This window comes from Bradyrhizobium neotropicale (assembly GCF_001641695.1).
GTDB classification, from domain to species: domain Bacteria; phylum Pseudomonadota; class Alphaproteobacteria; order Rhizobiales; family Xanthobacteraceae; genus Bradyrhizobium; species Bradyrhizobium neotropicale.
This window is the reverse complement of sequence record NZ_LSEF01000114.1, coordinates 102,260-121,903: the sequence shown is the minus strand read 5'-3', so window position 1 is coordinate 121,903 and position 19,644 is coordinate 102,260. Positions and strand designations below refer to the sequence as shown.

The 19,644-nt window shown below is 64.2% G+C and carries 22 protein-coding genes; all 22 read right to left on the bottom strand.

Translation table 11 applies throughout. The annotated features are described in order from the left end of the window. Positions 1 to 18: 18 nt before the first annotated feature. Positions 19 to 600 (bottom strand): lytic transglycosylase domain-containing protein, encoded by a 582-nt coding sequence (locus AXW67_RS37570; protein ID WP_027556649.1) that lies wholly within the window; start codon positions 598 to 600, stop codon positions 19 to 21. After that, positions 551 to 1,894 carry a flagellar hook-length control protein FliK gene (gene fliK / locus AXW67_RS37565; RefSeq protein WP_063681949.1) on the bottom strand — a complete coding sequence of 448 codons (1,344 nt, stop codon included), beginning with the start codon at positions 1,892 to 1,894 and terminating at the stop codon, positions 551 to 553. Before fliK ends, AXW67_RS37570 begins: the two co-directional genes overlap by 50 nt. Then, the gene (locus AXW67_RS37560; RefSeq protein ID WP_063681948.1) at positions 1,891 to 3,078 is read right to left on the bottom strand and encodes a chemotaxis protein; all 1,188 of its coding nucleotides are present in this window, start codon (positions 3,076 to 3,078) and stop codon (positions 1,891 to 1,893) included. The genes fliK and AXW67_RS37560 overlap by 4 nt, the downstream gene beginning before the upstream one ends. After that, positions 3,075 to 4,415, bottom strand: coding sequence for a MotB family protein (locus tag AXW67_RS37555; RefSeq protein ID WP_063681947.1), 1,341 nt, complete (start codon positions 4,413 to 4,415; stop codon positions 3,075 to 3,077). The genes AXW67_RS37560 and AXW67_RS37555 overlap by 4 nt, the downstream gene beginning before the upstream one ends. A gap of 5 nt (positions 4,416 to 4,420) precedes the next feature. Beyond that, entirely contained in the window at positions 4,421 to 5,092 is a 672-nt protein-coding gene (locus AXW67_RS37550; protein WP_063681946.1) for a hypothetical protein, read from the bottom strand. Beyond that, complete coding sequence (gene fliF, locus AXW67_RS37545; RefSeq protein ID WP_063681945.1) at positions 5,089 to 6,717, bottom strand: flagellar basal-body MS-ring/collar protein FliF; 1,629 nt, start codon at positions 6,715 to 6,717, stop codon at positions 5,089 to 5,091. The genes AXW67_RS37550 and fliF overlap by 4 nt, the downstream gene beginning before the upstream one ends. Before the next feature lie 317 nt (positions 6,718 to 7,034). Next, positions 7,035 to 7,973 (bottom strand): flagellin N-terminal helical domain-containing protein, encoded by a 939-nt coding sequence (locus AXW67_RS37540; RefSeq protein WP_063681944.1) that lies wholly within the window; start codon positions 7,971 to 7,973, stop codon positions 7,035 to 7,037. A 292-nt stretch (positions 7,974 to 8,265) separates the two neighbouring features. Continuing rightward, positions 8,266 to 9,201: a flagellin N-terminal helical domain-containing protein gene (locus AXW67_RS37535; RefSeq protein WP_063681943.1), complete on the bottom strand. Its 936-nt coding sequence runs from the start codon at positions 9,199 to 9,201 to the stop codon at positions 8,266 to 8,268. Positions 9,202 to 9,475: 274 nt separating this feature from the next. Beyond that, positions 9,476 to 10,408: a flagellin N-terminal helical domain-containing protein gene (locus tag AXW67_RS37530; RefSeq protein WP_063681942.1), complete on the bottom strand. Its 933-nt coding sequence runs from the start codon at positions 10,406 to 10,408 to the stop codon at positions 9,476 to 9,478. 244 nt (positions 10,409 to 10,652) lie between these two features. Then, on the bottom strand, positions 10,653 to 11,393 hold the full coding sequence (gene fliP / locus AXW67_RS37525) for a flagellar type III secretion system pore protein FliP (RefSeq protein WP_027556643.1): 741 nt from the start codon (positions 11,391 to 11,393) through the stop codon (positions 10,653 to 10,655). Further along, positions 11,390 to 11,833 carry a flagellar basal body-associated FliL family protein gene (locus tag AXW67_RS37520; RefSeq protein ID WP_063681941.1) on the bottom strand — a complete coding sequence of 148 codons (444 nt, stop codon included), beginning with the start codon at positions 11,831 to 11,833 and terminating at the stop codon, positions 11,390 to 11,392. Before AXW67_RS37520 ends, fliP begins: the two co-directional genes overlap by 4 nt. A gap of 42 nt (positions 11,834 to 11,875) precedes the next feature. After that, positions 11,876 to 12,571 (bottom strand): flagellar basal body L-ring protein FlgH, encoded by a 696-nt coding sequence (gene flgH, locus AXW67_RS37515; RefSeq protein WP_063681940.1) that lies wholly within the window; start codon positions 12,569 to 12,571, stop codon positions 11,876 to 11,878. Further along, positions 12,572 to 13,345: a MotE family protein gene (locus AXW67_RS37510; RefSeq protein ID WP_063681939.1), complete on the bottom strand. Its 774-nt coding sequence runs from the start codon at positions 13,343 to 13,345 to the stop codon at positions 12,572 to 12,574. A gap of 64 nt (positions 13,346 to 13,409) precedes the next feature. Beyond that, complete coding sequence (gene flgI, locus AXW67_RS37505) at positions 13,410 to 14,540, bottom strand: flagellar basal body P-ring protein FlgI (RefSeq protein WP_027556639.1); 1,131 nt, start codon at positions 14,538 to 14,540, stop codon at positions 13,410 to 13,412. After that, positions 14,537 to 15,013 carry a flagellar basal body P-ring formation chaperone FlgA gene (gene flgA, locus AXW67_RS37500; RefSeq protein ID WP_082908179.1) on the bottom strand — a complete coding sequence of 159 codons (477 nt, stop codon included), beginning with the start codon at positions 15,011 to 15,013 and terminating at the stop codon, positions 14,537 to 14,539. Before flgA ends, flgI begins: the two co-directional genes overlap by 4 nt. A gap of 13 nt (positions 15,014 to 15,026) precedes the next feature. Next, on the bottom strand, positions 15,027 to 15,818 hold the full coding sequence (flgG, locus tag AXW67_RS37495; protein ID WP_063681938.1) for a flagellar basal-body rod protein FlgG: 792 nt from the start codon (positions 15,816 to 15,818) through the stop codon (positions 15,027 to 15,029). Positions 15,819 to 15,835: 17 nt separating this feature from the next. Continuing rightward, the gene (fliE, locus tag AXW67_RS37490; RefSeq protein ID WP_063681937.1) at positions 15,836 to 16,162 is read right to left on the bottom strand and encodes a flagellar hook-basal body complex protein FliE; all 327 of its coding nucleotides are present in this window, start codon (positions 16,160 to 16,162) and stop codon (positions 15,836 to 15,838) included. A 2-nt stretch (positions 16,163 to 16,164) separates the two neighbouring features. Next, positions 16,165 to 16,581, bottom strand: a complete 417-nt coding sequence (gene flgC, locus AXW67_RS37485; RefSeq protein WP_018641261.1) for a flagellar basal body rod protein FlgC — start codon at positions 16,579 to 16,581, stop codon at positions 16,165 to 16,167. Positions 16,582 to 16,592: 11 nt separating this feature from the next. Beyond that, positions 16,593 to 16,973, bottom strand: a complete 381-nt coding sequence (gene flgB / locus AXW67_RS37480; RefSeq protein WP_027556635.1) for a flagellar basal body rod protein FlgB — start codon at positions 16,971 to 16,973, stop codon at positions 16,593 to 16,595. Positions 16,974 to 17,058: 85 nt separating this feature from the next. Continuing rightward, positions 17,059 to 18,144, bottom strand: coding sequence for a flagellar biosynthesis protein FlhB (gene flhB / locus AXW67_RS37475; protein ID WP_027556634.1), 1,086 nt, complete (start codon positions 18,142 to 18,144; stop codon positions 17,059 to 17,061). 13 nt (positions 18,145 to 18,157) lie between these two features. After that, positions 18,158 to 19,198 (bottom strand): flagellar motor switch protein FliG, encoded by a 1,041-nt coding sequence (locus AXW67_RS37470; RefSeq protein ID WP_027556633.1) that lies wholly within the window; start codon positions 19,196 to 19,198, stop codon positions 18,158 to 18,160. 2 nt (positions 19,199 to 19,200) lie between these two features. Next, a complete protein-coding gene (gene fliN / locus AXW67_RS37465; RefSeq protein WP_027556632.1) occupies positions 19,201 to 19,584 on the bottom strand; it encodes a flagellar motor switch protein FliN in 384 nt (127 codons plus the stop codon). Positions 19,585 to 19,644 lie beyond the last annotated feature (60 nt).

Sequence of the window (19,644 nt, the reverse complement as noted above, 5' to 3'; positions counted from 1 at the left end):
TCACTTCATGCCATTGCTTCACGTCGTCTTGAGCTGACAGAAGTCGCGCGCCTTGTCGGTCCACGCGCCGAAGCCGCTTGAGACGAGATGCGCGACGATGTGGCAGACATAGCGCTTCTGCGCCGGCTGATTGTTGGGCCCCGCATTGTAGCGTGCGACCGCCATGGTCCAGCTTCCCTCGCGCTGCTTCAACTCTTTCAGAAAGCGCGCGGCGTAATCGACGTTCTTGGCGGGATCGAACATCGCCTGAACCGAGGCGAACTTGTCGCCGTGATAATAGTGGTTGATCTGCATGCAGCCGAGATCGATCAGCTTGATGCCCTTGTGCCGCATCGCCTCGAAATTCGCGATCGCGTCGTCCATGTCCTTGGCGAACACCGTCTGTCCCTCGGCGCCGAGCGCGTAAGGGTAGAGGGCGCCGCGGCGCCCAGTCTCGGTCAGGCCGACGGCATAGAGAATGCCGAGCGGAATCCCGTGCTGCTGGGCGGCGCGCGCCATCTCGCGCTCGCACGGGCGCGCGTTATCGGTCGCTGCCTCGGCTGCGCCCGCGCTAGAGATAAACAGGGCCGCGACGAATATGCGGCGCCACGTCCTGGTCATGACGCGTCTCCTGATTGGGCTGGCGGTCCTGCCGGTCCTGCCTCGCGCCGCCCTCGGACTGGCCCGACGACGTGCTGGAGCCGTTGAAGGCGCCCTGCGATTGCGATGACTGCTGTTGTTGCCCTGAGAGCGAGCTCTGCGACTGGCCGGAGCCTGCCTGGAATCCATCGAGCGAGCCGTGCTGGACCGGCGCGACGTCGGCGACGTAACCCGCCGACTGCATGAGCTCGCGGATCGAGTCGCGCTGCTGATCCAGCATCTGGCTCGTATCCTTGCGTTCGGCGGCAAGGTGGACGGAGACCTCCGTGCCGACGAGACGAAGCCGTACGGTGACATTGCCGAGCGCCGGCGGCTCGAGATTGATGGTCAGGATCTTGAGCGGTTGATCTGGATTGCCCTGAGGCGACGCCAGATCCGGCGCGGCGGATGCAGCCGGCGCCGGTGAGCCCTTCAGCTCCGACACGACCGCGTTCGCAACTTGCTGGGTTGCGCTGAACTGCGGGACCGGCGGCAGATGGGTCTCCTGCTGAACGACGGTGACCTTGGTCACTTCCGGCAGCGCCTCGCGCGCTGACGCCTTCGCGGCACGCTCGACGTTGGCGGTGACGGCTTCGAAGCCGGATGCGGCGTTCGGGGCAGCCGAGCCGCTTTGCGGAGCCGTCGCCGGCGAGGCCTGCGTCGCTTGCAGAGCCGAAGCATGTGTGCGCGGCTCGGATGAAGCAACGTCCGCAATACGCGGGGCAGAAGCCTGCGCGCGCGGCTCGGACGGACCGGCATCCGACGCTGCAGCCTTCGCCGCGCTCGTGCCTTGAACCTCGCGTTTCGCTGAGGATCGCTCGTCGCGCGCGGGCGTATCTCTTTTGTCGTTGTCCGGCTGCACCTGCGGCATCGCGGCCGGCGCCGCCGCAAGTTCCTGTCCGACGATCGTGGGGAGGCTCACCCTCGTCGGCAGGTCCGCCTTCGCGGCATCGTCGAGCCGCGTTTGCTTGTCCTGTGATTTCGGCTCCCTGGCCGTCCTACTGTGTTCGTGAACGGTCTCGTCGCTTGGCCCATCGCGTTCAGTCAGCTTCGCCAGGCTGGTCCGCAGCGTGCCCGCCTTCACGGTCGCGTCGCTACCCTGGTCGTTCAGTGCCCGCTTCGCCAGGTTCGAGACGGTGTGGAGCAGATCGTGAAAAGAGGAATCCTCGGCCGATTTCGCTCCCGAAGTCTTTGCCGAGCGAGACATCCCACGCGAGTTGAGGCTTTCGGCAAGGCCTGCAAACAGCTGCCCGGAGGTTCCGTTGAGCTTGGTCATGGGCGGCGATCCTTGGTGAGGAGCTCCAGTTCGCCGAGCTGATTTTTGGCGCGCGCGAGGGTGGCGGTCGACGATGCGAGGTCCAGGCGCGCCGGCGTGGGCGGAGGCTTGTCGGCTGAGGCAGCGGCGGACGGCCCCACTGTCGGCTTGCGAACATCGAGTGCGAGCTGAAGCGTCGCGTTCAGGAGCAAGCCATCGCGCTCCGGCAGCTTCGTTCTGTCGAGCGCCTTCAGCTCGGCGAGACCGCCGTCATATTCGTCGGTGAGCACACGCGCCGCGCCGCGGAAGAAATGGGCACGCTCGCGATCCGCACCGAAATCCGCACTGAGCGCCAGCGCACGCTCGCCGGCAAGCCGGGTCACGGCGAGCCGGCCCCGAACCAGTCCGGCGCGCGCGATCACCAGATAGAGCTTGAGGCGGCTTGCGCGATCGATCTGCTCCAGCAGGGCGACGATCCGCGCAAAGCGGCGCTCGTCCAGCGCGAGGCTCGACTGCGTCAGGCCCGAGGAAAAGCGTTGCCAGAAATCGCCGGCATAGATCGAGTTGCGATAGTGGCGGATATAGGCAAGCGTCAAGAACTCGAACTTGTCGAAATCCTCCGCCTGTCCGACCAGGAGAATCTCGCGCCGCAGCGCCGCCTCCTCCACCAGAGTGCCAGGCAGCAGCAGCCGCGCGTCGTCGAGACGCTCGATCGCCACCGACGCATCGGAATGCGCGAGCAGCGCGCCCTGCACCAGCGCAATCTGCCCGGCCATGCTTGATGGAATCGTGCGCGGCTTGAAATCCTTGAGCAGCTCGCGCGCCTCGTCCTGCCGTCCTTCGACATAGGCGAGCGCGCCGTTGAACAGGCGCTCATCGACGTTGAGCTTGTCGCGCGGCAGCTTGCGGACGATCTGCGGCGCGCCGCCGCTGAGCAGATAGATGACGATCGCCTGGCCGTTCTGCGGGTTGCTCCACACGCTTGGATCGGCGGCGAGGAATTTTTCGCCGATCTCCCGGATTAGCGCGAGGTGCTTGCCATGCGCGGCAGTATCACCATTGGCGATGCCGTCCTGCACAGCCTGCAACGATCGGACGAGCTCGTACGGCTCGCTCGCCGGCAGCGGCGCCGGATCGGCGAGTGCGCCCACTGCGACGAACGTTTGCAGCAAGACGAGCGCGGCCAGGAATCGCGACCTGATCAAGAGCGCTTCTCCCGGATCAGGATCTCGATCCGTCGGTTCTGCGCGGCCGCCGGATCGTTCGGGAGCTTTGGTCGCCGGTCCGCATAGCCTTCGACATGCTCTATCCGCTGCGCATCGACGCCGGAGCGCACCAGCATGTAATAGGCCATCTGCGCCCGCGCCGTCGACAGCCGCCAATTATCGTAGGTGTCCGACTTGTAGGGACGGTTGTCGGTGTGTCCGCGGACGATAATCGTGCCTGGGCGCTTGGTCAGCAGCGGTCCGATCTTGTCGATCACGCGGATGAGCTCGGGACGCGGCTCGGCCGAGCCGACCGCGAACATGCCGAAGCTCGCATCGTCCGTCAGGCTCACGAGGAGACCTTCCTCGACCTGGCGCACCTCCGCGACGGGTCCGGCGCCGGCCTTGATGTCCGAGAGCGCGTCCGCGATCGCGGCCTGGAGCTGCTTGGCGGTCGGCTGCTGGGTCTGGGCGGGATTGCGCGGGTCGACGTCCTTTGCCGTATCGGCCGGACGCGACTGCGCCGGGGCATTCGCCTGAGCAGCGGGCTGAGAGTTTGGCTGCGAGCTTGCTTGTGCACTGCCTTCGCGCGCGGGCGACGTCGGCGCCGGTCCCGGTGGCAGCAGCGGCGACATGCTGGCGGACGACGCTTGCGCATTGGACGCGATGCTTCCGCCGGCCTCATCGGATTTGGCGCGCCGGGGAGGCTGCGGCTCACGCTGATTTGTGCCGGATGGATTGTCGCGCGCGGACTCGTTCGGCTTGGGCTCGCTCTCGATGATCCGGTCCGCATCCTTGGACGCTTGCGGGGCGAGCTTCCAATAGCCGGGATCGAACGGATCGCGATAGGCATCGCCGCCCTTGAGGCCGTCCTCTTCAGCCGAGTTCAAGGCGCCTGCACGCCGCTGGCCCGAGGCCTGGTTCGCACTGGCCGCGATCTCCGCCAGCGTGGCGTAGGGATCGCGAAACAGAACCTTCTCTTCGTAGTACGGCGGCTTCTCGGCCGTCGGCGAGTCGCCCCGGCGTTCTTCGTTCGGTCCGGCCGGCTGGCGCTTGCCATCCTGGCCGTCGAATGTCGTCGGCTCCTTCTTGGAGAGATCCTTGAGGCCCTTGGGCGCAGGCGCGTTCTCGGCAAGCTTGATCGGGTTGAAGTAGCTCGCCACGACCTGCTTCTGATCCTGGTTGAGCGCGTTGAGCAGCCACATGACCAGGAAGAACGCCATCATCGCGGTCATGAAGTCCGCATAAGCGATCTTCCATACGCCGCCGTGATGCGCCTCGCCGTCGAAGGCGCTGCGCCGCCGGATGATCACGAGCTCTTGTTTGACCTCTTCCATCTGAGTTACCGGCGGGCTTCCTTCAGACGCTCGGCCCAGGTCGAGATCTGCGTCTCGATCACGGTCTGGTCAGCGACGACGCGGATTTCGACGGTGTCCGCGGACTGATATTCGATGCCGGTTCGGCGCGCCGCTTCGAGCTGCGCCCTGACCAGATCGAGCAGCTCGGCCGGCCCCGTGATCTTGAACACCGGCACGGACGAGTTGGAGGTCAGCGCCGAGATCTGCTCGACCAGTGCGGCGATCGCCTTGTCGCGAACCGCATCGGCCAGAAACGGCAGCAGAATGCGCGCAACAGAGCTGGCGATGTTGGTTTCGATCTCCCGGCACGCTGAAGCAAAGCCGTTCACGATCGCGAGCGTCTGCTGGTCGGACCATTTCGCCCGCTCCTCTCCGAGCCTGATCGCGCTGCGGACGCGCTCTTCGGCGAGCTTGGCATCGCCTTCTGCGAGGCCAGCGGCATAGCCACGCCGATAGGCGTCATCGAGGAGATTGGTTGGCGGGGTCTCGGCCTTCGGCGCAGCAGGAGACTGAAGCTGCGGTTGGGCCTGGGGCTGCGGCTCGCGCCGGACCTCCTTTGGCCTCGCCAACGGCTCCTGAACGCGCGGCATCTCGGGCGGCCTGGCCCGGCCGTTCGCGTCGAACTGCGTGAGGAGTTTTCCGATTGCCGCGTTCATGCCGCCTCCTCCCGCCGCATCCAGTCTTTCAGGATTGCTGCTGCCTGCGCCTGATCAAGACGCACGATCTGTTCGAGCCGCTTCTGCGGCGTGCGCTGCATCTTGCCCTCGAGATCTTCGACGAGGTTGAGCTCGGCCTCCTCACTCTCGGGGAGCGCCAGCGCGGCGGCAGCCTCAAGCTGGGCAATCTCTGCGGCTTCGGTCTGCTCCTGCTGCGCGCGATGGGTGAGAATGCCGTTGACCGCGGGCCTGAGCCCGAACCAGACCAGCATCGTGGCGACGGCCAGAATCGTCGCCGCGTTGATGAAGCTTCCCATCTGCCGGTTCAGCATCTCGACGAAGCCGATCGGCGGCACCGGCGCCATCTCGCGCGAGCCCTCGATGAAGTCCACCGCCGACACCTGAATCTGGTCGCCGCGCTGCTTGTCCAATCCGCCGGCGGTGGCCGCGAGCTGGCTGATTTCGGCGATCTTGCTGTCGATGATGGCCTGGTTTGTCTTATCGCCGAGATCGGCGACGAGGCGCGCGCGGTTGATCAGGACGGCGATGAAGAGTTTCTTGATCGCGTAGCCGTCGCTCACCGTGGTCGTCGTCTTGGACGAAACCTCGTAATTGGTGACGTCTTCACGGCGGTTCTTCTCCTCGTTGGAGTTCTTGCCGCCGCCGGCGTTCACCTGCTGGTCCGGCAGGTTCTGCTGCACCGTCGTCGGCGTCGAGCGGTCCGCGTTCTGCGAGGATTCCTTCTCCCGGACGTTTCGGACCGAGCGCTCGGCCCGCGTTTCCGGATCGTAGACGGTTTCGTTGATCTGGCGCTTGTCGGTGGAGAGCTGAGGCGCGACGCTGACCTCGAAATTGTCGAGACCAAGATACGGCGTCAGCGCCTTACGGATGTTCTCCTGCACCATCCCGCCAACCATCTTCTGCAGGCTGGCCATCTTGGTCGGCGCGGCGGTGGCGTCATCCTCCTCGGCAAGCAGCATGGAGCCGTCGGCGTCGAGCACCGTCACCTTGTCGCGGCTCATGCCCGGAACGGCCGCCGCCACGAGATGACGGATCGACTGGGCCGTGCGCGCCTCGAGCGCTCCGTCGGTACGCAGCACGACCGAGGCCGACGGCGGCTGCTGGGTCGCACGGAACGAGCCGCGCACCGGCAGCACGATGTGAACCCGCGCGGCCTTGACGCCTTTCATCAGCTGAACGGTGCGCGCAATCTCGCCTTCGAGAGCGCGAAGCTTCGTGACCTCCTGCATGAACGAAGTCAGACCGAGCGAGCCGATCTTGTCGAACAGCTCGTAGCCGGAGTTTGCACTGGTCGGCAACCCCTTCTCGGCGAGCAGCATGCGCGCCTGCATGGTCTGGCTCGGGCGCACCGAGATGGCATCGCCGGCCGCGTTGACGTCAAACGCGATGTTCTGCTCGCGCAGCGCAGCGCCGATGCGCGTCACGTCTTCACGGCTGAGGCCGGTATAAAGGGTCTCGAATTCGGGCCGGCTCAGATAGTAGGTGCCGCCGACGACGGTGACGAGAACGGCAAAGCCGATCAGCCCCAAGGCCATCAGGCGTCGCGGCCCAAGCTCCAGCAGATTGTTGAGCAGTTGCTGTACCTGCGCGCGACTGAACAGCATATGACCTCGTACCAATGCGAATGCAAGGACACTCCGCTGCGAACCTTGTCTGAAGGTTGCGCGAGGACGTGAACGCGTCATGTCGCGCGCACGGCGTGGCAATTTTGCAAGGAGATCGCAGGCTGAGGAACGGACCGGACGCGGCGCAATCGCCCAAGCGATGCACGATCGGCAAATGTCGGCTCGTCACGACGCGCCGGGGCTCGACACGGAAACGTTCGAAATGAATCCGGCGACATATGAAAGGTCGCCTCAGTCGTCGCTTACGACGAGGACCGTGCCCCCGAAAGGGGCACGGTCGTTTTCGAAAGCGCCGCTTAACCGTTGCGGAACAGCGACAGGATGCTCTGGCTGTTCTGGTTGGCGATCGAGAGCGCCTGAACGCCGAGCTGCTGCTGGGTCTGGAGGGCCTGGAGGCGGGTCGATTCCGCATTCATGTCCGCGTCGACGAGCTGGCCGACACCGCGGTCCACGGAGTCCATCAGGGTCTTGACGAATTCGGTGTTGGTTGCGATGCGGTTCTTGACGGCACCGAGGTTCGCAGCAGCCGAGGCCACCGAGTTGATCGCGGCGGTGACCTGCGCGATATAGCCATCGAGCGTGGTCTGGTCGGTCGCCGAGTCGGTCAGCGTGCCGATGGTCATGTTGGCGACCGACACACCGGCGGTCTGCGTGTCCAGAATGCCGGTGGTGGATGCGCCGCCGGTGGTGTAGAGCGCGAAGTTGGCGGTCGTCACGGTGATGGAGCCGATGGTGGGCGTGCCACCGACACGAGAGTACGACGACACCAGGTTGAAGGTCGCCGGTGTGGCCAGGGTCGTGGCCGAGGTGTTGATGCTCAGCCAGTTGATTCCGTTGAAGGTCGCCGAGTTGGCCTTCAGGTTCATATCCTGCTGGATCTGGGTGATGTCCGCCTGGATCTTGGTGCGGTCGATACCCGCGGTCTTGGCTTCGACCAGCAACGCCTGGAGCTTGGTCAGGCCGGAGTTCTTGTCACCGATCACCGAGCCCAGAGCGGTATATTCGGTGTCGACGGTCGCGGCCGACAGACCGAGCGAGTCGGAGATGGCGGAGAGCGCGGCGTTGTCGGAGCGCATCGACGTCGCGATCGACCAGTAGGCGGCGTTGTCGGAGGCGGTCGAGACGCGCTGGCCGGTCGAGATCCGGTTTTCGGTCGTCTTCAGGCTGTCGCTGACAGACCGGAGAGTCTGGAGCGCGGTCATTGCAGCGGAGTTGGTAAGCAGACTAGAACTCATTCTCGACGCCCCTTTTGAAACGAATTGATTTTTGGGACATACCGGGCTTGCACCGGTACGTCAGGGCGGCATCATGCCTTTGAGCTGCGGAAAGCGCGCTCAACCTGACGTAACGGCGGCGATAGCACGCGAAGTTTGTGCGAGGCTTGTGGTTCCGTGACCGGACCGCGGCAAGGTAAGCCAAATCGACATGGCCGACGTGCCAAGACCATGGCGCACGACCAGCGCACGCCAAAATGAAAAGGGCCGCGCTTCGTGAGAAGCGCGGCCCTCCTCAGATGGTTTTTGAGGCTTAGCCGCGGAACAGCGACAGGATGCTCTGGCTGTTCTGGTTGGCGATCGAGAGCGCCTGAACGCCGAGCTGCTGCTGGGTCTGGAGGGCTTGGAGGCGGGTCGATTCCGCGTTCATATCGGCGTCGACGAGCTGGCCGACACCGCGGTCCACGGAGTCCATCAGGGTCTTGACGAATTCCGTGTTGGTCGCGATGCGGTTCTTGACGGCACCGAGATTGGCAGCGGCCGACGCCACCGAGTTGATCGCGGTGGTGACTTGCGCGATGTAGCCATCGAGCGTGGTCTGGTCAGTCGCCGCGTCGGTCAGCGTGCCGATGGTCATGTTGGCGACCGACACACCGGCGGCCTGCGTGTCCAGAATGCCGGTGTTAGATGCGCCGCCGGTGGTGTAGAGCGCGAAGTTGGCGGTCGTCACGGTGATGGAACCGATAGTGGGCGTGCCACCGACACGAGAGTACGACGACACGAGGTTGAAGGTCGCCGGTGTGGCCAGGGTCGTGGCCGAGGTGTTGATGCTCAGCCAGTTGATTCCGTTGAAGGTCGCCGAGTTGGCCTTCAGGTTCATATCCTGCTGGATCTGGGTGATGTCCGCCTGGATCTTGGTGCGGTCGATACCGGCGGTCTTGGCTTCGACCAGCAGCGCCTGGAGCTTGGTCAGGCCGGAGTTCTTGTCGCCGATCACCGAGGTCAGAGCGGTATATTCGGTGTCGACGGTCGCGGCCGATAGACCGAGCGAGTCGGAGACGGCGGAGAGCGCGGCGTTGTCGGAGCGCATCGACGTCGCGATCGACCAGTAGGCGGCGTTGTCGGAGGCGGTCGAGACGCGCTGGCCGGTCGAGATCCGGTTTTCGGTCGTTTGCAGGCTGGAGCTGACAGACCGGAGGGTCTGGAGCGCAGTCATTGCAGCGGAGTTGGTGAGGAGACTAGAACCCATTTTTGATGTCCCTTTGAAGATTGAATTGAGTTTGGGGACATACCGGGCTTGCACCGGTACGACAGGGCGGCGTCATGCCTTTGGGCTGCGGAAAAGCGGATCAAGGCCCAACCTGTCGTAGCGGCGGGAATAGCGCGCCAAGCTTGTGCGAGGCTTGTGGCGCTGTGCCCCGGCGGCAACAGGGCAGCCGAAACTCGGCGTGCGCGAAACGTCACGTCAAACGAAAGGGCCGCGCTTCGCGAGAAGCGCGGCCCCCCTCAGATGGTTTTGAGGCTTAGCCGCGGAACAGCGACAGGATGCTCTGGCTGCTGTTGTTGGCGATCGAGAGCGCCTGCACGCCGAGCTGCTGCTGGACCTGGAGGGCCGCCAGGCGGGTGGACTCCTGGTTCATGTCGGCGTCGACGAGCTGGCCGACACCGCGATCAACCGAGTCCATCAGCGACTTCACGAAATCCGTGTTGGTCGCGATGCGGTTCTTGACGGCACCGAGATTGGCGGCAGCCGAGGCCACCGAGTTGATCGCGGTGGTGACCTGCGCGATGTAGCCATCGAGCGTGGTCTGGTCAGTCGCCGCGTCGGTCAGCGTGCCGATGGTCATGTTGGCGACCGACACACCGGCGGCCTGCGTGTCCAGAATGCCGGTGTTGGATGCGCCGCCGGTGGTGTAGAGCGCGTAGTTGGCGGTCGTCACGGTGATGGAACCGGTGGTCGGCGTGTTGCCGACACGAGAGTACGACGACACGAGGTTGAAGGTCGCCGGTGTGGCCAAGGTCGTGGCCGAGGTGTTGATGCTCAGCCAGTTGATGCCGTTGAAGGTCGCCGCATTGGCGGTGCTCTGCATCTGCTGCTGGATCTGGGTGACGTCCGCCTGGATCTTGGTGCGGTCGATACCGGCGGTCTTGGCTTCGACCAGCAGCGCCTGGAGCTTGGTCAGGCCGGAGTTTTTGTCGCCGATTACCGAGTTCAGAGCGGTATATTCGGTGTCGACGGTCGCAGCCGACAGACCGAGCGAGTCGGAGACGGCGGACAGCGCGGCGTTGTCGGAGCGCATCGACGTCGCGATCGACCAGTAGGCGGCGTTGTCGGAGGCGGTCGAGACGCGCTGGCCGGTCGAGATCCGGGTCTGCGTGTTGGAGAGCTGCGAGCTCACAGACCGCAGGGTCTGGAGCGCGGTCATGGCGGTCGAGTTCGTAAGCAGGCTTGACATTGCGAATGTCCCTTTATGTACGCGTTACATTTTCACGAGGGGACATACCGGGCTTTCACCGGTACGGAGGGGCGGCATCATGCCTTTGGACTGATGTGGGTGAGGTCCAACCCGCCGTACCGTCTTGGTAGCACGCCGAATCTTGCTTCCAGATTAAGACCGCCTTGAATTTCGCTGCAAAATCATATGGTTAATATTACTTTCCGCTAACCATAACCAGCCGCTCCGCCGACGATCGCGGCTCTTACGAGAACGATCGCACCAGTCCGGAGGCGAGCAGATTCCAGCCGTCGATCAGTACGAAGAACAGCATCTTGAATGGCAGCGCGAGGATCGTTGGCGGCATCATCATCATGCCCATCGACATGGTCAGCGTCGCCACGATCATGTCGATGACGAGGAACGGCAGGATGATGAGGAATCCGATCTCGAACGAACGTCGTAGCTCGGAGATCATGAAGGCCGGAATGATGACGCGCATGTCGATACGCTTGTCGTCGAACTTCTTGCGGAAGCTCTCGGCCGCGAGCGACTCGAAGGTCTGAAGATCCTTCTCGCGGACATGGGCCAGCATGAACTCGCGGAACGGATCGGTGATCCGCAAATAGGCCTGCTCCTCCGAGATCTCGTTCTTCATCAGCGGCTGCACGCCGGTTTCCCAGGCCCGGTCGAAGGTCGGGGCCATGACGTAGAAAGTCATGAACAGTGCGAGGCTGATCAGCACCAGATTGGCCGGCGTGGTCTGAAGGCCGAGGCCGGCACGCAGAAACGACAGCGCGACGGCAAATCGCGTGAAGCTCGTCACCATGATCAGCAGCCCCGGCGCCACCGACAGCACTGTGATCAGCGCCATCAGCTGGATGATCCGGCCGCTGGTCGAGCCGTTGCCCGGCGGCAGCAGCGAATTGAGGTCCGGAATCTGGGCGAACGCCACCTCGGGCAGGACGACCAGCAGCAACGCCAGCAGCAGGACTCTCACTTTCACTGGATCACCAATGTCTCAATGATCAATTCGCGGACCTTGCCCGACGAACGGATATTGGCGCGCTCGGACAGGTCGTCACGCAGATGCTGGAGTCCGCGGGCGCCCTCGAACTGCGAAACCGACGCCGACCTCAGATAGATGACGATGTCCTCGCTGATATGCGCAGCCAGGATGCCGGCGTCTTCGTCGCTCATGCTGTCGGTCACCATGGAGGCTTCGACCCGCGCCCAGTTGTTGGCCGGCGCGGCGAGATTGGTCACGATCGGAGAAAGCTTCCTGAGCCGCGCGCTACCGGCGTAGCTCGACGCAAGCGGCGGCGGGGTAGCGCTCTTCTTCGCGTCGGCGACGCGCTGCGCGCTCGCGAAAAGCTGCAGCCCTGCGACTGCGCCGGCCGCGATAGCGACCAGGGTCAAGGCCACGATGGCTGCGATCAGGCGCATGACATTCCCTGTCCCCGCAGCACGGTCCGGTTTGCCAGCTCGTCAGAATGGCGCCACGGCGTCATAGATCCGATGTCCCCATCCAGGCTGCTGCACGTCAGACAGATTTCCACGACCGCCATAAGACACGCGCGCCTCGGCAATCTTGTCATAGGTGATCGTATTGCCACGCGAGATGTCGCGTGGACGCACGATACCTCCGACGTTGAGGACGCGCATCTCCGTATTGACCCGAAACTCCTGCGAACCGCTGATCATCATATTGCCGTTCGGCAATACGTCGGTGACGATCGCGGCGATCGAGAGCTTGATGTCCTCGGCGCGATCGATCTGGCCGTTGCCCTTGATCTGGGTGTTGGTGCTGAGATTGGCGTTGGTCTGGCCTTTGTCGGTCCACCCTGCGGCATCCATCAGCCAGTCGAGGCCGAACTTGATCTGCGAGTCGCGCGAACGGCCCGTCTTGTTGTCGAGCTTCGCCTTGTCCTGCATCGAGATGATCACAGTCATCACGTCGCCGACGCGCCTGGCGCGCGGGTCGCGGTAGAGATCGGTGCCGTCGTCCCAGGTCGATCGATAGCTGACGGGCGTGCGGAAACGGGGTGACACCGGGATAGGATCGGCCGGCGTCCTCAGGCCGCTACCGACGGGCGACAATTGCGGCCCGTACAGGACCTCGGACGGATCCTGGGCGCAACCGCCCAGGATCACGAGCGAGAGGATGAGCACCGGCTTCTTCATCTATCTGGTCTTTCCGTCATCCACACGACGCATTCCGCCAAGCAGGTCGGCGAGATGCGCCGCGCGTGCCGAATCCATCTCATTGAAGATCGCGCTCGAGTTCCTCGGGCCGAGCTTGGCGAGCACCGCGGCGGCCGTCTCGTCCGCCATACCCGCGATCTGGGTGGCCGCGGCCTCCGGCTTCATGCGCGAATAAATCTCGACCACGTTCGCTTCGGCCTTCTTCAGGAACTCGTCGCGCAGCGCCATCCACTGCTCATATTCGGCCCGCTTGGCCTCGACCTCTGCGATCCGCTCGCGAAGCAGGTTCTCGGCCTTCTCCAGTTCCTTCAATTGCCAGGCGAGCCTTGCATCGACGGCGGGGTCGGCGACGTTGCTGCAGAACAGCGCGACCTCGTTGTCCGGTTGCGCGGCCGCAGCAGGCGAAGTCGGCTTCGCCGGCGCGGTGACACTGCCGGTTTTGGCGGGACGCGTAGGCGGAGTTGGCGGAGGCGCCGGCGGTGGCGTTTCGGGAGCCGGCACCGCGCCGGTGATCGCAGGTCCGGTGTCTTCCGCCGCCCAGGCGGTCGCCCTGGAGGAGGCGGCGTCGTTCGGCAACGATGCGGCTGGCCCTTGCGGCTTCTGCGAGCCCGGAGCACGTGCGCGCGCGAAGGAGAGCAGGTTGAGCGGCTTTGACGGCCTGGCCTCATCGAGCGCCAGCACAGGCGAAGCGCCCGCCAGCGCGGACGCAGCGACCAGGAGAAGGACTTTTGCTTTGTGATCCAGCTTCAGCATCGGGCCGCGTGCGATTCTCGGTCCTGAGAGCATTGAGCGACCAAGCTTGCACGACGCTTATGCATCATTGCACAATGACATCGGCCTGGAGCGCGCCTGCCGTCTTGATCGCCTGGAGGATGGCGATGATGCCGGACGGCTTCAGTCCGATCTGGTTCAGCCCGCGGACGAGGCGCTGGAGATCGACGCCGCTGAGGATCGCAACCTGCGCGCCTGCTTCGTTGGCCTCGACGATGGTCTGGGGAACGACGACCGTCTTCCCTTGCGAGAACGGCGCGGGCTGCGATACCACGGGCATCTCGGTGACGCGGACCGTCAGATTGCCGTGCGTCACCGCAACGGTCGATATTCTTACGTCGCGTCCGATCACCACCGTGCCAGTGCGTTCGTTGATCACCACGCGCGCCGGCGTATCCGGCTCGACCGTCAGCTCGCCGATTTCGGCGAGGAAGCGGACCGGACCGATATAGCGCGGCTTGGACAGCACGATCGTCCGGTAATCGCGCTCGAAGGCGATCTGCGCGCGATAGCGGCCGCCGGCGTAGCGGTTGATGGCATCGAGAATGCGTGTCGCGGTGACGAAATCGGGGTTCTTCAGCTCGAGCACCAGGAACTCCATCTCATGGAGACTTCCCTGCACTTCCCGCTCGACCAGCGCACCGTTCGGGATGCGTCCGGCGGTCGGCGTGCCCTGGCTGACGTTCTGGGCCTGGCCGCCCACGCTGTAGCCGGCGACGGTGACGGCCCCCTGCGCCACCGCGTAGACGGCGCCATCGGCAGCGCGCAGTGACGTCATCACCAGCGTGCCGCCAAGCAGCGACGTCGCATCGCCGAGCGACGATACCGTCACGTCCATGCGTTCGCCCGGCGCCATCGAAGGTGGCAGATCCGCTGTCACCATGACGGCGGCGACGTTGCGCGTGCGCAGCGTCGTGGGCCGCGCCGGATTGTTCGTGCTGGTGGCTTCGTTCCTGACGTTGATGCCCATGTTCTCGAGCATCGACTGGAGCGACTGCTCCGTAAACGGCGCGTTGCGCAGAGTGTCGCCGGTGCCGTTCAGGCCGATGACGAGGCCGTAACCGACGATCTGGTTTTCGCGCAGTCCCTTGATGTCAGCGATGTCCTTGATGCGAACGGCGGCCTGGGCACCGGCCGCGGCAACGACGAGGATCAGCGCAAGCAGAAATCTGATCATGACCCGTCCACGACCTTGACGGTGCCGTCCGGCTGGACGATGCCCCTGATGATCACGCCGGTGTCGGTGTTTCGGACCGGGATGAGCGCACCGGCCGCACCCGACTGCATCGCCGAGCCGTACGTCACGATCGACAGGCCGCTGTCCTCGACGACCACCTTGACCATGGCACCGCGGGCGACGGTCCAGGGATCCTCAACCGCATTGGTCGGAATCGGCTGACCGGGCAGCAGCGTACGCCGCGCCATGCGGCCGACAAGCACCTGACGTCCTTCGATGAACATGGCTACGCCGAGAAGGTTCGGCGCGAAAGCACGCTCCGTGATCATGTCGTCCCTGATCACCTCGCCGACGCGGATCGACACGGCCGGCACGGGAAGCCGCCGCTCTTCGGCCGCGGCCATCCGCGCAGAGACGAGCACCAGCAGCGCGGCGGCCAACCCGCGCATGATCAGGCCCAGCCTGCTCGACATGGATCCACCGGAGCTAGCGGCCAAGGCCCTTCGACACGGTCTGGGCCATCTCATCCGAGGCCGTGATGACCTTGGCATTCATCTCGTAGGCGCGCTGGGCGGAGATCAGCTCGGTGATTTCCTTGACGGGATCGACGTTCGAAGCCTCGAGATATTGCTGGTTGATCTTGCCGTAGCCGGCATCGCCCGGCAGCCCGACGACCGGCGTGCCGGAAGCCGTGGTCTCACGATAGAGATTGCTGCCCAGTGGCTCGAGGCCCGCTTCGTTGGCGAAGTTGGCGAGGTTGAGCTGGCCGATCTGCCGCGGATTGGTTTCGGTGTCCAGCTTGGCAAACACCTGTCCAGTCTGGTTGACCGTGACCTGAACCGTTCCCTGCGGCACCGTGATTGCCGGGTCGAGCAGGTAACCGTCGATCGTGACGAGTTGACCGTTGGCATTGGTGTTGAATGAACCCGCGCGGGTATATTGCACTTCGTTGTTCGGGCCCAACACCTGAAACCAGCCACGGCCGTTGATCGCCAGGTCGTAGGGATTGCCGGTCTGCGTGAGCGCACCCTGGATGTGCAGCTTGCGGATGGCCGCCGACTTGACGCCGAGGCCGAGATTGGCACCCTCCGGGATCGGCGATGAACCCGAGACGTTCGAGACGCCCTGCATGCGGTCCATCTGATAGAATAGATCGGTGAATTCCGCGCGTGCCCGCTTGAACGACGTCGAGTTGATATTGGCGATGTTGTTCGCGATGACTTCGATATTGGTCTGCTGGGCATTCATGCCCGTGGCCGCGATGGCAAGCGATTTCACAGCGTCACTCCCTCAGCTCAAATCGACATCCGAACGACTTCTTGGTAGGCCTGCACGACCTTGTCGCGAACCGCGACCGCCGTCTGGAGGGCCTGCTCGGCCGACATCAGCGCCTCGACGACGCGCCGCGTCGACTCCCTGCCCTGCATCGCCGAGATCGATGCCGATTCGCCTGCCTTCAACGTTCCGATCGCGTCCGTGGTCACCTGCTTCATCACTGAATCGAAGCCGACGTCGTCGCCCGACTGGATCGCGGTCGCTGCGGGCGAGATGACTTGCGTCTCGGTCGCGCGGGATACAGCCTGGCCCGCGGAAATCGCCGTGGATGATATCGCCTCTAACATTGTCAGCTCCTCAGGAGATCGATGGTCATGCCCAGCATCGACCTCACCTGCTTCACGACCTGGAGATTGGCCTCGTAGGATCGATTGACCTCGCGCATGTCGGCCATCTCGATCATCATGTTGACGTTGGGCAGTTTGACGTAGCCGGCCTTGTCGGCAGCGGGATGCCCCGGATCGTACTCCACACGATACGGCGTGGTATCGACCCCGATTTCCTTGACCTTCGCAAGCTGTGCGCCCGAGGCGCGATCCATCGCAGCATCGAAGGTGATGGTCTTGCGCTGATACGGATCGGCCCCGGCGGTGCGCCCCGTCGAAGTCGCATTCGCGAGGTTTTCCGAGACGATGCGCATGCGCGTCGACTGCGCTTCGAGCCCGGAGCTTGCGACCGTCAGAGATGCACTCAGCGAGTCCAGCATGTCACTTCACCTCAGGCCTTCGCGCTCGACAGCAGCATGCGGTGAAACGACCGCACGATTGCCGAGTTCATCGAGTAATCGCGATTGACGTCGCTGCCTTTGATCATCTCCTGCTCGAGGCTCACGGAGTTGCCGGAGTGAACCACGTCCCAGCTATCCTTCTTCGCGGTCGCGCGCGTGTCGGTCTCTGCTGCGGAAAGCTGCATGTGCGAGGGCGACGTCATTGCGAGCCGCACCGGGGTTCCGTCGAGCACCTTGTTGAACGGCTCGACGTCGCGAGCCCTGAAGCCGGGCGTATTGGCGTTGGCGACGTTGGTGGCGATCGTCGACTGACGGAGCTCGAGCCAACGCGCCTGCGATGATGCGAGTTCGAAGAGATAAAGCGGTCCCACGATAGTCCCATTCTGGTCTATTCGGGAGAATCTTAGGATCGCAAGCTTTCCCCAGGCTGATGCGCGGGGCGCTGTCCTCAAAAATTCACTGAACCTTTTCGGCGCGCGGCGACTGCTTCGACTGCAGGAAGTAGATGATCTCTGCGACGGGACGGAAAAATTCGGGCGGGATCACCTGGTCGACCTGCACGGCATCGTAAAGTGCACGCGCAAGAGCCTTGTTCTCGATCACCGGGATCCTGTTCTCTTCGGCGACTGCGCGAATCTTCAGGGCGATCGCATCCATACCCTTGGCCAACACGATCGGCGCCGGGTTTTCATCGCGCTTGTAGCGCAGCGCCACTGCAAAATGCGTCGGGTTCGCGATCACCAGCGTCGCGCGCGATGCGGACGCGATCATGCGCTGACGCGAGCGGTCGCGCGCGAGCGAACGCAGGCGGGCCTTGACCAGCGGATCACCTTCCGCCTGCTTGTGCTCGTCCTTGATCTCCTGCCGCGTCATGCGCAGCTCGCGCCGCCAGTGGAAGCGCGCCCAGGCGAGATCGATCGCGACCAGCACGATCGTCGCGATGCAGACCGCCGAGACGATCCGCATCGCGATGGTGAGGATCATCTCGGGCAGCGCCACCGGATCGGTGTACATCGCCTCGAACGCCTTCGCTTCGGAGGAACGCAGCACGAAGCCGACGACGAGGCTCACCGAAACGAGCTTGAACAGCGATTTTGCGAACTCCACGAGTCCCTGGGTTCCGAATATCCGGCTCCAACCGGAGGCGGGAGAGATGCGCGAGAAATCCGGCTGGATGCGCTCAAGCACCAGACGCGGCGCGTTCTGCAGCAACGATGCCGCAAGCCCGAACACGGCGAGGATGACCACCAGCGGAATCAGGAAGCGCATCGCCTGCAGGCCTACCACAGTGAGGAGATTTTGCGCGTCCGCCGCGGTGCTGAGGGGGAAGCCGTCGGGATCGTCGAGGAAGCTCTTGAGGGTCGGCGTCAGTTGCTGCACGCCCTGGCCGATCAGGAATGCCTGGATCACCATCAGCGCCGCCATGGAGGCGAAGATGGACGCCTCCCGAGAGACCGGGATCTTGCCCTGTTCGAGCGCATCACGGACTTTCTTCTCGGTCGGCTCTTCTGTCTTGCTCTCCTGGTCGGATGTTTCTGCCATGCCTGTTCAGCGGTCAGCGGAAGACCAGCTCATCCTCCTGCTCGGGGTTGAGCTCGATTTCGCCCTTCTCCGCGAGGTCGAGTGCGAGATCGGTGATGACGCGGCGCGCCTCCAGCACGTCGCGCTGGTTCGACGGCTCGCCGATGGCGAGTTCGTGCTCGACGACGCGACGGACGCGTGAGGCGACCGAGGACAGGATCAGCTCGCGGAAACCCTTGTCGGTTCCCTTCAGGGCGACGACGATGCGATCGGTCGGCACCTGGTCGAAGATCATGGTGCGCGCCTTCGGCGTCAGGTTCACGACGTCGTCGAAGGTGAACAACAGCTCCTTCAGCACTTCCGCCGACTTCGGCCGCTTCTCCGACAGGCTCTTCAGCATGTCCTCGATATGGCCGCGCTCCATCTTGTTGATGATGTCGGCGACGCGGGCATAGGTGTCGGCGCCGAGATTCCGGGCGAAGTTCAGCGTCAGATCCTCATGCAGCGTCTTCTCGATGATGCGCATCGCATCATCGACGATCGGCTTGAGACTGAGCACGCGCCGCATCAGCTCGTTGCGCAGGCTCGAGGGAAGCTGGCTCATCACCTTCGCCGCGCAGGCCGGCTTAACCTTGGACAGGATCATCGCGGCGGTCTGCGGATGCTCCTTGGTCAAATAGCTCGCGAGCGAGTTTTCCGACACCGAGGACACGCGGTCCCAGACCGAGCCGCTCGAATTGCCGAGCAGGTCCGACATGATCTGCGAGACCTGCTCCGCCGGAAGGACGTCGCCGAGCACCGCCTCGAGGCCACCGAGCGTGCCGAGGATGTTGGCGCCCATCGAAAACTGCTGGGCGAACTCCTCGACGATCCCCTCCAGCTCCTGCGCCGTAATCGGCCGCAGTTCCGCCGCTGCCTTGGTGACGATGCGGATCTCCTGCGGCTCGAACTGCTGCAGCACGCTGGCGGCGGCCTGCCGGCCCATGGCAAGCAGGAGCGCCGCAACCTTTTGCGTCCCGCCCAGCGTGGCAACGCCTCGCTGCTTGATGGGAGCGATGCCGACCTGTGCCGCCATGGTCAGGTATCACCCTGCCCCAGCGGTCCAACGATCTCCGTCAGCGAAACGCCGAAACGGGAATTGTCCTCTTCGACCACGACCACCTCGCCACGCGCGACGATGCGACCGTTGACCACGACATCGACGGGCTCGCCGACCCGGTGATCCAGCGGCACCACGGCGCCGCGGCCGAGCTTCATCAGGTTCGCCACCGGAATGGTCGCGGAGCCCAGCACCACCTGCATGGTGACGGGAATGCGCAGGATCGCGTCGACATTGGCGAACTTGCCGGTCTCTTCGGCCGTGCGCGCGGCGATCTCCGCCAGCCTCTCCAGCGAAGAGGTGTCGGCATGTCCTTCGGACGCCGGTGCTCGATTGGACTCGTAGTCGAAAGGTTGCGCCATCTTGTATCGCCTCTTGATAACCCCTTCCGAAGCGCGGCTCCGGAATCATTCCCCTGCCCT